Origin of the sequence: Flagellimonas nanhaiensis (assembly GCF_003382275.1) — a bacterium.
Lineage (GTDB): Bacteria > Bacteroidota > Bacteroidia > Flavobacteriales > Flavobacteriaceae > Flagellimonas > Flagellimonas nanhaiensis.
Genome location: NZ_QTJX01000002.1, coordinates 508,931 through 521,916 on the forward strand (window position 1 = coordinate 508,931; position 12,986 = coordinate 521,916).

General features: G+C 42.0%; 12 protein-coding genes. 8 read left to right on the plus strand and 4 right to left on the minus strand.

All coding sequences use genetic code 11. From position 1 onward, the window contains the following. Nucleotides 1-85: 85 nt before the first annotated feature. On the plus strand, nucleotides 86-1,087 hold the full coding sequence (locus tag DX873_RS09780; protein ID WP_116184264.1) for an NAD(P)H-dependent glycerol-3-phosphate dehydrogenase: 1,002 nt from the start codon (nucleotides 86-88) through the stop codon (nucleotides 1,085-1,087). Here DX873_RS09780 and DX873_RS09785 read toward each other — a convergent pair. Genes DX873_RS09785 through DX873_RS09795 form a run of 3 tightly spaced genes read right to left on the minus strand, consistent with a single transcriptional unit; the run spans nucleotide 1,084 to nucleotide 3,444 of the window. Next, the gene (locus DX873_RS09785; protein WP_116184265.1) at nucleotides 1,084-2,751 is read right to left on the minus strand and encodes a glycerol-3-phosphate dehydrogenase/oxidase; all 1,668 of its coding nucleotides are present in this window, start codon (nucleotides 2,749-2,751) and stop codon (nucleotides 1,084-1,086) included. The genes DX873_RS09780 and DX873_RS09785 overlap by 4 nt on opposite strands. 27 nt (nucleotides 2,752-2,778) lie before the next feature. Next, nucleotides 2,779-3,087, minus strand: coding sequence for an antibiotic biosynthesis monooxygenase family protein (locus DX873_RS09790; protein ID WP_116184266.1), 309 nt, complete (start codon nucleotides 3,085-3,087; stop codon nucleotides 2,779-2,781). After that, nucleotides 3,088-3,444 (minus strand): hypothetical protein, encoded by a 357-nt coding sequence (locus DX873_RS09795; RefSeq protein ID WP_116184267.1) that lies wholly within the window; start codon nucleotides 3,442-3,444, stop codon nucleotides 3,088-3,090. A 61-nt stretch (nucleotides 3,445-3,505) separates the two neighbouring features. Between DX873_RS09795 and DX873_RS09800 the strand changes: the two genes are divergently transcribed. From DX873_RS09800 to DX873_RS09825, 6 genes are all read left to right on the plus strand, one after another. Continuing rightward, entirely contained in the window at nucleotides 3,506-4,030 is a 525-nt protein-coding gene (locus tag DX873_RS09800) for a CvpA family protein (protein WP_116184268.1), read from the plus strand. Nucleotides 4,031-4,218: 188 nt separating this feature from the next. Then, entirely contained in the window at nucleotides 4,219-4,731 is a 513-nt protein-coding gene (locus DX873_RS09805) for a CAP domain-containing protein (protein WP_116184269.1), read from the plus strand. 105 nt (nucleotides 4,732-4,836) lie between these two features. Then, the gene (locus DX873_RS09810; RefSeq protein ID WP_116184270.1) at nucleotides 4,837-5,379 is read left to right on the plus strand and encodes a 3-hydroxyanthranilate 3,4-dioxygenase; all 543 of its coding nucleotides are present in this window, start codon (nucleotides 4,837-4,839) and stop codon (nucleotides 5,377-5,379) included. Next, complete coding sequence (locus DX873_RS09815; protein WP_116184271.1) at nucleotides 5,379-5,750, plus strand: DUF1304 domain-containing protein; 372 nt, start codon at nucleotides 5,379-5,381, stop codon at nucleotides 5,748-5,750. The genes DX873_RS09810 and DX873_RS09815 overlap by 1 nt, the downstream gene beginning before the upstream one ends. Nucleotides 5,751-5,822: 72 nt before the next feature. After that, nucleotides 5,823-7,376 (plus strand): L-piperidine-6-carboxylate dehydrogenase, encoded by a 1,554-nt coding sequence (gene amaB, locus DX873_RS09820; protein WP_116184272.1) that lies wholly within the window; start codon nucleotides 5,823-5,825, stop codon nucleotides 7,374-7,376. A gap of 405 nt (nucleotides 7,377-7,781) precedes the next feature. Further along, the gene (locus DX873_RS09825; protein ID WP_116184865.1) at nucleotides 7,782-8,339 is read left to right on the plus strand and encodes a hypothetical protein; all 558 of its coding nucleotides are present in this window, start codon (nucleotides 7,782-7,784) and stop codon (nucleotides 8,337-8,339) included. 4 nt (nucleotides 8,340-8,343) lie between these two features. On the opposite strand, the gene DX873_RS09830 is transcribed toward DX873_RS09825, so the two are convergent. After that, complete coding sequence (locus DX873_RS09830; protein ID WP_116184866.1) at nucleotides 8,344-9,069, minus strand: metallophosphoesterase; 726 nt, start codon at nucleotides 9,067-9,069, stop codon at nucleotides 8,344-8,346. Nucleotides 9,070-9,266: 197 nt separating this feature from the next. On the opposite strand from DX873_RS09830, the gene DX873_RS09835 reads away from it, so the two are divergent. Beyond that, complete coding sequence (locus tag DX873_RS09835) at nucleotides 9,267-12,941, plus strand: T9SS type A sorting domain-containing protein (protein ID WP_181899462.1); 3,675 nt, start codon at nucleotides 9,267-9,269, stop codon at nucleotides 12,939-12,941. Nucleotides 12,942-12,986 lie beyond the last annotated feature (45 nt).

The window sequence follows — 12,986 nt, forward strand, 5'->3', positions numbered from 1 at the left end:
CATGCCAAAATTTATAATGTTCTGATAATCAATATTTAATGTATGATATAATATATTTTTTAGTTTTGCCAGCTAAAGGTCACAAATGGAAAACAAGCTACGTTTTGGTGTTTTTGGAGGGGGTAGCTGGGGAACTGCCCTGGTAAAAATGTTGTCGGAAAACCTAGATAATGTGGGTTGGTATATGAGGAACGAATATGCCATTAGACATCTAAAAAAGGAAAAACACAACCCCAATTATCTAAGTTCTGTTGAGTTTGATATGGACCGCCTAAACCTCAGTCATAATATCAATGAAATTGTTTCGGCTTCCGACGTCCTCATTTTTGCCATCCCATCGGCCTTTCTGGAAAGCGAGCTAAAAGACCTGAATATTTCCCTAAAGGATAAGATTGTTTTTTCTGCCATAAAGGGAATTGTTCCTGAAAGTGGGGAAATTGTTGGGGAGCATTTTCATGATCAATACGAAATACCTTTTAAGAACATTGGGGTGATTACAGGACCCTGCCATGCAGAAGAGGTGGCCCTGGAGCGGCTATCTTATCTTACCATTGCTTGTGCCGATGAAGAAAAGGCCAAGGCGGTAGCAGATGTGCTTAAAAGCGATTATATCCGCACAAAAATTTCGGATGATATTATTGGAACGGAGTACGCCGCCATGTTGAAGAACATTTATGCCATTGCCTCCGGAATTGCCCATGGTCTAGGATATGGTGACAATTTTCAAAGTGTGCTGATGAGCAATGCCATCCGTGAGATGAAACGATTTATTGATCGTGTCTATAAAATGAAGCGAAACATCAACAATTCTGCTTATCTAGGGGATTTGTTGGTGACTTCATACTCTATTTTCAGTAGAAATAGAATGCTGGGCAATATGATCGGTAAGGGATATACGGTAAAGAGTGCCATGATGGAAATGAACATGGTGGCCGAAGGTTATTATGCTGCCAAAAGTGCCCACCTGCTCATGGACAAGCTAGAGAAGAAGTCCAAAACGCCCATCATCAATGCTGTATACGATGTGTTGTACAAAGAAAAAAATCCAAAGAAAGTTTTTGCCAAACTAACTGAAAAACTGGACTAATCTCGGTTCAAGGAAAAGTTGGAGTGACTCTCGAGTTCCTTTTCAAGTTCTTCCTTAAGAGATTTAACCTGTGTCTTGGAATAGCCAAAGGCGGTCTTGAACTCTTCCACGACCAAATCCATAAACTGACGCACACTATCAATATCAAAATATAACCTTCCCGTTCTTCTTATGAAGAAGTCCATGGGGTTGGTGGCCATTTCGTAAATGATGGCAAATTGAACCTCGGATTTGAGCAATTTGGTTTGGGAATCCTCTCCTTCAACTTTGGCATACCCCTCTAAAATAGTTTCCGTTTGTTTGCCATAAGTAGTCACCAGGTACCATGCATCATATTCCGTAAGGCCATCGTTTTTTATTCTATTGAAAACTTCGTCAATATATTTTTTGACATGTTTTGATTTTTTAAAATCGTTGCCACACAATAGAATCTTTTCCGTGGTACATGGTTCAGCTTTTGCGCCAAAATCCTCTTCCATTTCCTTCACTATCCGATTCACCACACGCTCAGCCATTTTTCTATAACCGGTCAGTTTTCCTCCGGCAATACTCACCAAACCTGTGTCCGACGTAAAAATCTCATCTTTTCTGGAAAGCTCCGAAGCCGATTTTCCCTCTTCATGAATCAATGGGCGAAGTCCGGCCCAAGAAGAAATAATACCATCCAATTCCAGATTGATCTCCGGGAACATATGGTTAACAGCGGATATCAGATAAATGGCATCGGCCAAATCCGTAGTTACATGGTCTTTGTCCAAATTGAAGTTGGTATCGGTGGTTCCTACATAAGTGACCTTCCCTCTGGGAATGGCAAAAATCATCCTGCCATCAGGAACATCAAAATATACAGATTGTTTTACCGGAAGCTTTTCCTTTGGAAACACCAAGTGCACCCCTTTGGTCAAATGAAGTCGTTTTCCTTTTTTTGATTTGTTTATTATCCGAAGTTCATCGACCCATGGACCGGCCGCACTGATCACATATTTTGATTTTACAACAAACTCCTTGTTGGAAATCTCGTCATTAACTTTTGCACCGGCCACCTTTCCCTTGTCATAAACAAAATCCACCACTTTGGCATAGTTCAAGGCCTTGGCTCCATATTGTAAACTTGTTTTTAGGTTCTCCATGGTCAGCCTAGCGTCATCAGTCCTGTATTCTGCGTAATACCCTGCTCCGTTCAAAATCTTTTTGGGCAATAAGGGTTCAAGCTTTAAGGCCTCTTTTTTCTCCAGCATTTGCCGTTTATCATCTCCCGTAACCTGGGCTAGGATATCATAGACCTTTAGGCCTATGGAGGTAAGCCATTTTCCATAGGAACCTCCCTCTATTAAGGGCAAAAGCATTTTTTCAGGCAATACCAGATGAGGCGCCAGTTTGTGTACTATGGCACGTTCGGAACCCACTTCTTTAACCAGCCAAAAATCAAATTGCTTTAAATATCGTAGCCCACCGTGAATCAGTTTGGTAGATTTACTACTGGTGCCTGAAGCAAAATCGCCTTTTTCCAGTAACAGAACCTTCAAGCCTCGCGAAGCCGCGTCCAACGCTATTCCCGCGCCGGTGATTCCTCCTCCTATGACCAGAAGGTCAAAAGTATCCTTACAAACTTCTTTGAGGATTTCATTTCTGTCCAAATTGGAAAATCGTACGTTTTCTTTCATTTTCCTTTAGTTTGATGAACATTGAGCCTACTTGGCAAACTCATACTCCCGTTCCACCTTGCAAATCCTTACCTTATACCAAGAGTACCACTCCTTGATTCCCATTTTTTGGGCAACCTTGTGTTCCATGTTAGCTTTCCAATTGGCTATGGCCTCCAAACTTTCCCAATAGCTGATTGAGATTCCCAATCCGTCCCTGGCACTTTCAAAATCAACAAAACCTGGTTGCTGTCTTGCGAGTTTTTCCATCTCAACCGCCATTTCTCCATAGCCATTATCTCCCTCGGTACGGGTATTCGTGAAAATTACCGCATAGTACGGTCTTTGTAGTTCCATTTAATTGATGTATTTCTTTTCAAGAAAATAATTAACCAATGCCTCTTTCATTAAGACCGTTTGTTCTCCTGCTTTTAGAACAGGTAGTTGCTCCTTTACCTTATAATGTGGCCATCCGTCTTCATCAAAAAAATCAAAATCATAATACCCATAAGGTTCCAGCAAGCGACAAATGGCAATGTGCATTAAATTGACCTTTTCGTCCTTTTTGAAATTTCTTTTGAAATCACCCAGCTCTTGTACACCCACCAAATAGATAATCCCATCAAGCTCCAAAGGGTCGCCGTCAGAAAATTGGTTGGACAATTTTTCTACCAAAACCTCCCATCTTTCCTTCAATTCTTCGTCTCTGGACATCTCCTTTTTTAAGAATTCCAAAGGTACAAATCAATATCATATATTTGCTGAAACCACGTTTATGAGTTTTTTGGACATTGTCATTGGAATTCTCTTGATCTGGGGCCTAATAAGAGGTCTGAAAAATGGTCTTTTCGTGGAAATTGCTTCTTTGGTGGCCTTAATTGCCGGACTCTACGGTGCCATTCATTTCTCCTATATTGCTGGGGAATACCTCTCAGAAAATATGGACTGGGGAGAACAATACATAAAGATCACCGCTTTTCTGATTACATTTTTTGCCATTGTGTTAGTGGTTCATTTTGCTGGTGGGATTTTGACCAAAATAGCCGATTTTGCCATGTTGGGCCTATTGAACAAAGTTGCGGGAGGTATTTTTGGAACCCTCAAAGTGGCCATTATCCTAGGTGCGCTGCTCATCTTTTTTGAACGCCTTACCGCCTCTTTTGATTTCATTAATGAGGAAACCAAAAAAGAGTCTATTTTTTACGAGCCTATTAAGGAAGTTGGTGCATTTGTTTTCTCTCTTGTACTTGAGGAAAAGAATGAGGAAGAGCCCTCTATCCAAAATGATCAGATCATCTGAACAGAAAGTTTTTAAGGTCAAAAGGCTTGTTTAGCAGGCCTAAATCAGCTCCTTTTTCATTGTTTTTTGCGTTTCACCGTTAGAAACTGTCCTCCTGTGGATTTTTTATGGCCGAAGGCCTTTAGTCCCTTAGATTAGGCGCGAGAACACTGGGGCTCTTAGAACCGGTCCCGCAACCACCCCCGAAAATGAAAAAATTATTTGGAGCAATCCTTATTGCCACCTCTGTGGTACTGATGAGTATGTGCAGTACCTCCTCCACTTCTGAACAGGAAAATGAGTTTACCGAAACCTTGTTGGGAAACGACAAGATTGTTGTTGATGCGGCCTCAATGGAAGAAGAACTTTTGGATTTGGTCAATGCGCACAGGGCATCTATTGGCAAAACCGCATTGGGCAACAGTTCGGTTTCATACAAGTATGCAGAGGAGCACAACAATTACATGATCTCAAAAAACAAATTGAGCCATGATAATTTTGATTCCAGAGCGTCAAAAATTGCAGCGGAAACAAACGCCATTGAAGTTTCTGAAAATGTGGCCAGGTACTACACTACCGCCCAACAAACCTTGAATGGTTGGTTAAACAGTACCGCGCACAAAGAAGCATTGGAAGGAAACTATACCCATACCACTTTGAGCGTGGAGTTGGACAAGGATGGAAGACCTTATTACACTCAGATTTTTATTACAGTGGAATAATCAGATTTTATATTAGTGTGTTAAAAGACCTGCCTTAATAGGCAGGTCTTTTGGTTTGCCCACACTTTACCAAAAAGTTTTTACCTTTCTAAAAAATCTTTTGCAATGGCTATACAGGCTCCCTTCAACTTAAATAAATGGATAGAGGAGAACCGTGAAACCCTAAAACCTCCAGTGGGCAATAGAAATCTCTACAAAGATGCGGGGGACTATATTGTAATGGTTGTAGCCGGGCCGAATGCCAGAAAGGACTACCACTACAATGAAACGGAAGAGCTTTTTTTTCAATTGGAAGGGAATATTGAAGTTCACATCCAAGAAGATGGTCAGAAAAAAACGATGAAACTAGGTCCTGGGGATATGTATTTGCATCCTGCCAAAGTACCACACTCCCCTGTCAGATATGAGGGGTCCATTGGGTTGGTAGTGGAGCGAAAACGAGCAGAGATGAAAGTGGATGATGGACTATTATGGTTTTGCGACAATTGCAACCATAAACTCTATGAGGTCTATTTTACACTCAATGATATTGAAAAAGACTTCCTGGGACATTTTGAACAGTTTTATGGTTCAGAAAAGCTGCGTACATGTACAAACTGTGGCACGGTGATGCCCGTTGATGAAAGATTTATTTCCAAAGACCAATGATGTTACTTTTTGCAAAAATTATCGTCGCCGTAGTGGCAATACTTCACATTTATTTTCTGTGGTTAGAGATGTTTGCCTGGACCACCAAGGCTAAAAAAGTCTTTCGGACATTCCCTGAACACCTGTTTGAACCCACCAAAACCCTTGCTGCAAATCAAGGGCTCTATAATGGTTTTCTTGCTGCCGGATTAATCTGGTCTTTGTTCATCCAAGATGCTTTATGGCAAGTGTACGTAGCACTCTTCTTTTTGGGCTGTGTTGCCATTGCCGGGTTGTATGGGGCTGTCTCAGCATCCAAAAAAATATTCTTTGTCCAGGGGCTTCCGGCTTTGATTGGAATCATCTTGTTCTTGGCACATCTTTTCCTTTGAAAACGCGATGACCCTCTTGGGGATTATTCGTAGTTTTGAAAAATCTAACAATACGCACATAAAAAGTTATAAATGTCAAAAATTGCTGCTGCTTTTGGAATCAATGAAGCCCTTGGACAATTAGGGCTACAAGAAGTTAATAAAGGTACTTCCACCGGATCTAATTATTTTGGGTCAGGTGAGGCTATCTCCTCTTTTTCACCAGTTGATGGTGCTCTTATTGGAAAGGTAACCACTACCACTCCCGAGGATTATGAAAAAGTAATGGACAAAGCCACCACTGCATTCAAGGAATGGCGATCAGTTCCTGCACCGCAACGCGGAGAAATCGTGAGACAATTCGGTGAAAAACTCAGGGAACTCAAGGAGCCTCTGGGAAAACTGGTTTCATATGAAATGGGAAAATCCTATCAAGAAGGATTGGGAGAAGTACAGGAGATGATAGACATCTGTGACTTTGCTGTTGGGCTTTCCAGACAATTACATGGGTTGACCATGCATTCTGAAAGACCTGGGCACAGAATGTACGAGCAGTATCACCCCCTTGGCGTTGTAGGGATTATTTCTGCCTTTAACTTTCCCGTAGCTGTGTGGGCCTGGAACACTGCCCTAGCATGGGTATGTGGAGATGTTTGTGTTTGGAAACCTTCGGAAAAGGCGCCCCTGTGTGGAGTGGCCTGTCAAAATATTATTGCAGAAGTTTTAAAAGAAAATAATCTTCCAGAAGGAATTTCTTGTCTCATCAACGGTGATTACAAGGTTGGTGAATTAATGACAAATGATAAAAGAATTCCTTTGGTTTCCGCAACTGGATCTATTCGAATGGGGAAAATTGTTGCTCAAGCTGTAGCGGCAAGACTTGGTAAATCTTTATTGGAACTGGGTGGAAACAATGCCATTATTGTAACTCCTGATGCAGATATTAAGATGACCGTAATAGGTGCGGTCTTTGGAGCTGTGGGAACTGCCGGCCAGCGTTGTACCTCAACAAGACGATTAATAGTCCATGAGTCTGTCTATGGTCAGGTCAAAGAAGCCATTACAGAAGCCTACAAGCAATTAAAAATTGGAAATCCTTTGGATGAGAAAAATCATGTAGGGCCATTAATTGATACTGATGCGGTCAAGATGTATCAGAATGCATTGGAGAAAGCCAAAGAGGAAGGCGGCAATGTGTTGGTAGATGGAGGTGTTCTTCAAGGAGATGGTTATGAAAGCGGATGCTATGTGAAACCTGCAATAGTGGAAGCCGATAATTCATTCCAGATTGTTCAGGAAGAAACCTTTGCACCAATCCTTTATCTCCTTAAATACTCGGGTGATGTTGAAAATGCCATTGAACAACAAAATGATGTGGTACAAGGATTGTCCTCAGCAATAATGACCAATAATCTCCGGGAAGCCGAACGTTTTTTATCCTCAGCAGGAAGCGATTGCGGCATTGCCAACGTAAACATTGGCACATCTGGAGCTGAAATTGGAGGAGCCTTTGGAGGTGAAAAAGAGACCGGGGGCGGAAGGGAAAGTGGTTCGGATGCCTGGAAAATTTACATGAGAAGGCAGACCAATACCATCAATTATACTACAGAACTTCCACTGGCCCAGGGAATAAAATTTGATCTATAATGAAGAAAGGCCGCCATTCTTGATGAACAAAGAATAGGCGGTCCTTTTAAAAACCAACTTAACTAACTCAAACTTAATTTGATTAAACCCTATTCCAATGCCGGAACTTTGTCGGGAGAAATAGGGTTTCTTACCTAATATTTATTACAAATTTCACAATAATAATGCCACGTTAAATTGGTTTAGGTACCAATGGTCAAAAAAAGTGTATGATTGGTTCCTTTTGTGTTATTTTTCGTTTCCACAAATTGCAATTCCACAATACTTCGCCCATAACACATTCATATTCTAGGTGTTAATCTTAAAATTTTAACTTTTTTTTGATATTTTGTATGCGTTACACGGATTCTTCTTTTGCACAAAAGAGGATGTCTAAGGAATAAACCACAAGTAAAACATACAAAAATGGACTTAAGCAACTCAAACATTTGGTGCTGGATTCTAATTATCTTAATAGGAATCGTAGGATTCATTGTTGGATATTTCATAGGAAAAAGCAAATCAGCTTCAACCCCTGGAGGCTCTGATGCAGTTCACAAACTCGAAGCGGAAAACACCAAGTTAAAAGCCGACCTTGAGGCCTCTAGAAAAAACACACAGAGCCCTAAATCTTCATCTCAAAGTGAATCAAAGACTTCCAAGGGAAAAGCCTCTGGAGAAAAAGAATTTGATGCCGATGAAGCCAAGGCGGCCATGGGCAAGAGAATCAAAAAAGATGACCTCAAAATCGTAGAAGGTATCGGGCCAAAAATTGAAGGCTTGTTTCATGCTTCTGGCATTAAAACCTGGAAGGCACTTTCTAAAATCTCAACGGACAAATGCCAAGAAATCCTTAGCTCTGCTGGGGACCGTTATCGGATTCATGATCCTGCGTCGTGGCCCATGCAAGCCAAGATGGCGCACCAAGGAGAATGGAGTGCACTTGCCAAGTGGCAGGACGATCATAAATCAGGGAAATTTTGATGTTTTAATTCCTCCCTCTTTCCCCAGGGTAAAAAGTATGAACGGGGTCGCTCTGCCAAAATTCTTTGGTCTCAACATCCATCATGGTGAGGCTTCCTTTAAAAGCAGCTCCGGTGTCCACATTCCAGACGTTGGCTCCCTTCTTGGGAACGGCAAGTCCAGTTTTTGATATCGGGGTATGGCCAATAAAGATTTCATGGTAATGGGTCAACCGCTTCGGGAAATTCTCATCATCAGGTTTTAAATTGGGGTCCAAGGCCCTGGCCAGTTCCCAAAGTGTTCGGTCCCAATAGAAAAGTTGGTCAAAATACTCAAATTCAATCCCCTTTAAATTGGTATATCCTGCATGTAGATAAAGCCTGTTGGATTGATCTAAAAAATGGTTTTCCAATTGAGCATAAAATTCAAGATGGGCATCCCATTTTTGCTTGCTGACTTTTAGGTATGAATCTCTGGTTGCGGCTCCTCCATGGGCCAGCCATTGCGGATTTTCCTTTTTGGTCATCAACCACTCCCGGCAAAGCTCATCATGGTTTCCTCTAATAAAAGTACAGTTGAATTCATCCATAAGGCCCATCAAAAAATCAACGGTTTCAACCGCAGTACTCCATCCATCCACGTAGTCACCCAAAAAGACAAGGTGATCTTTTGTGGATACCTTGGCACGATCCATCAGCTGTTCCAAAGCTCTTAATCCAGAGTGAATGTCTCCTACGACCAACGTTCTCATAGAGAAATTTTTCGCAATGATACACAACAATTGGGAACCCATGTTCAAATTCTTGGTAAAGTTTTGGGTATTAGTTTTCTAATCTACCCCTTGACTTTTCCTTAACGATGTATTTCATCGATTTTTGTAGGAATAATTTACGCTTCGCACTGGTTTTTTGTTATATTGAAAGGCTAACTATTTTAATAGACCTCTATATGAAAAAACCTCTACTCACTAAACCATTATTTTATTTACTTTTCTGTTTTTCACTCTTTATTAGTGGAATACAGTCCCAAGAATTAAAAACAACGCACGAAGATTCACCTCAAAAAGGGCATAATCTTTACAAACAATCCAAAATTTACGATAGCAAAACGGGACCCGTTGGAGCAAAACCAAAGGCCCCGGGGGATCGTGCTTTAGATCGATTAGCTTACGAATTCAGACAAGTTCAAGACCCTTTTTCTAAAGAAATCCCGGAAAATATCCGTTTGTTGGAAGCTGAATTTTCCAATAAAATAGATTCCACGGATATTCAACTGCAGATGTCCAAGACCTACGGCGGAGAGGCCAAAAGGAAAAGCTATTTCTATTTTAGAAACCGAGGACCTTATAATGTAGGGGGTAGAACCCGTGCTTTGGCCCTGGATATGAAAAATGAGAACACCATTCTTGCTGGAGGTGTTTCCGGTGGCCTGTGGCGCTCTACCAATTCTGGACAGACTTGGAGGAGAGTCACCCGCAAATGGCAGTCTCCAAGTATTACCTCCATTGTGCAAGACCCCAGAAGGAACAGACAAAATGTTTGGTACTACGCATCTGGTGAACGTTATGGCAACTCTGCCGGGGCGCCAGGGGCTTTTTATCAAGGTTCTGGAATCTTCAAGTCGTACAACAATGGAAGAAGCTGGATAAGAATGCGAAATACCTCGGACAACGATGTAACTTCTTTTTCATCTTTTGATCTTATCAACAGCCTTGCGGTACATCCTTCCACTGGACATGTATACGCTGCAACTTTTGATGGGCTGTACCGCTCCAAAAATGGAGCAAGGTCATTTGAAGAAGTTCTTCCCAGCGGATTTGATAGTCAAACAGAAGTAATTGTAACTCCAAATGGAACGCTTTACGGCACCGTAGATATTTTTGGAGGCGAAAATGCAGGTTTCTACACTTCGCAAGACGGTGACACCTGGACAAATATTACTCCAGAAGGGATTTTTCCAGCTTTTGGGAGAACGGTTATGGCCTATGACCCTTCAGATGAAAACAGAATCTATTTCTTTTCATATGATTTAAGCAATTTAGGCGAAGCGTATTTATGGAGATATCAAGCCGATGCTGCAACTCCTGAGGAGCAATGGGTTGACCTTACCGCCAACCTTCCCACTAATATTGGAGGAAGAGCTGGCAATCTAAATCTTCAAGGAGGGTACAACATGATTATTAAGGTTCATCCAACCAATCCAGACCTGGTATTCTTGGGTGGCACAAACCTTTATAGATCTACAACTGGTTTTACAACACCAACCGGGTTTGAAGGCTGGATCGGAGGTTATACTATTTTCAGCGATAGCTTTGCTGTTTACCCTAACCACCATCCCGATCAGCACAATCTGGTCTTTCTACCTTCCAATCCAAACAAGGCAATTTCCGCCAATGATGGAGGGGTACAGGTTACAGAAGACATCACCACAACTGCTGAGCCCGTCAATTGGACTTCTTTGAACAACGGATACCTTACCACACAACCTTATGCAATCTCCATTGATCCCGAAGGGAACAGTCAAGATGTGGTAGCCGGTTTTCAAGATAATGGAACTTGGTTTACCGATTCTACCAACGGAAACGACCCTTGGATTGAGGATTTTGGTGGGGATGGATCATTCAATGCGATAGCTGATGGTGGCCTTACGCGATATGTTTCATCCCAATTTGGAAATGTATATCGGTTCAATTTCAATGAAACAGGTGATTTTATTTCCTTTACCCGGGTTATTCCGGCAGGCGCCAGTGGTTTTGATTTTGTTGCTCCTTTTATACTAGATCCGGTTAATGACAACATTATGTACATGCCGGCAGGAGATCGCATGTGGCGGAACAACAATCTGGATGAAATTCCACTCTTCTCCAATGCTCCGGCTACGGTGAATTGGGTAGAGCAAAGTCAAACTGCAACGCCAGATGGTTCATTGATCACCGGACTTGATGTATCCAGGTACCCTGTGGCCAATAGACTCTACTATGGTACTTCAAGTGGTATGATATTTAAAATGGAAAATGCCAATATTGATGACCAACCTGCTGTAGATATTTCATCTGGAAAAGGTCTTCCAACTGGAAACATCAATCAAATCTATGTTAACCCGAATAATGCAGATCAAGTTTTCGCGGTTTTCTCCAACTACAATATCAAAAGTCTTTTCATGAGCAAGGATGCTGGAGAGACCTGGGAAAGTATCAGTGGTAATTTGGAACAGAATAGTGATGGAACCGGAAACGGACCTTCCGTTCGGTGGTTTGCCATCAGTGGAAACAATAACATCTATTTTGCAGGAACAAGTACGGGGCTTTATGCTTCCTTCTATTTGAATGGGGACCGAACCCGTTGGTTCCGCGAACCTGCCATTGTGGGTAACGTAGTGGTTCCACAGGTAAGAACCCGAAAGGATGGTTTTGTAGCCGTGGCCTCTCACGGAAATGGAATTTACAATGCGAAGTTTTACGCATCGAAATCTCCAAAATCAAAATTAAGTGTTGCCTATCTTCTACCCGACATGCTGTTGCCGATTGGTAGTGCAGACAAAGAGGTTAATGTAAAAGATCTTTTTGTACACTCTAGAGGAAGGGATATTTCAATAGAATTGACAAATTCCAACCCAGATTTGGTGACCGCCGTTCTTGAGGATGACACGATCCGCCTTTCTTTTGCTCCGAACATGGAAGGTTCTGCAGCCATTGGATTGATTGCCACATCTGGAAAGGAGCAAGTATCTGAAGGGTTTACCGTAACCTTGACAGAATTACCAATCTATGAACAAAATGAAGGCATTGTAAGTAGTGGCCCTTCCCAGTTGTTCCTAGATTTTGGTGGTGCATTGGCACAATCCGCAGATGACTTTGTGGTACCAACCGGAAGTCAGTGGACCGTTAACAGTATTGTAGCGTTTGGAGGGGCCAACAACAGTCCATCCCTTACGAGTGCATCTGTTGTGATTTATGAAGACAATGGAGGTTCTCCTGGGGCAGTGGTTTACGATAGTGGTGCATTTGCCCCATCTTCAGAGCCCAATCAGGCCAATCTTAGTTTAGATCTTCCTGAAGCCGTGGTGCTAACAGAGGGCACGTATTGGCTATCTGTTTATGTAAACCTAAACTTCTTGCCCGATGCAACTCAGTGGTTTTGGTCTACCCAAGCAGGTTTGATCGGCTATGAGGCTAGTTTTAGGGATTCCGGAGATTTGTTTGGTGCCGGAGCTGTAGATTGGACATCAAGATCATTAGTTTTTGGCGGCCTTCCGGAAGACCAGGTCTTCCAGATTTTTGGAAGCGTAGACAATAGTTCTACGATGGACACTGCGGTTGAAATAGCTCCGTCGGCATCTTCTGACCAAGTTGCACAGAACCTGGCCACCGTGGAAACGAATGTTATCACTGCTGTCTGGCCCAATCCTTCAGCTAGCGAATTTTATTTTGCACTCAAGGATAGCGAAGACGCTAAAGTAACCACACAGATTTTCAACATGGTAGGGCAAATGGTTTTTGAAAGCAAAGATTCAAGCAGTTCAGACCCTATTATCTGGAATGCTTCAAATAGTCCTTCAGGTATCTATTTTGTGAAAATCATTGGAGCTAAGACCAATGAGAATTTCAAGGTTATTAAAAGATAATCAACTACTCAGTTAATATATAGGGCGCGATACTATCGCGCCCTT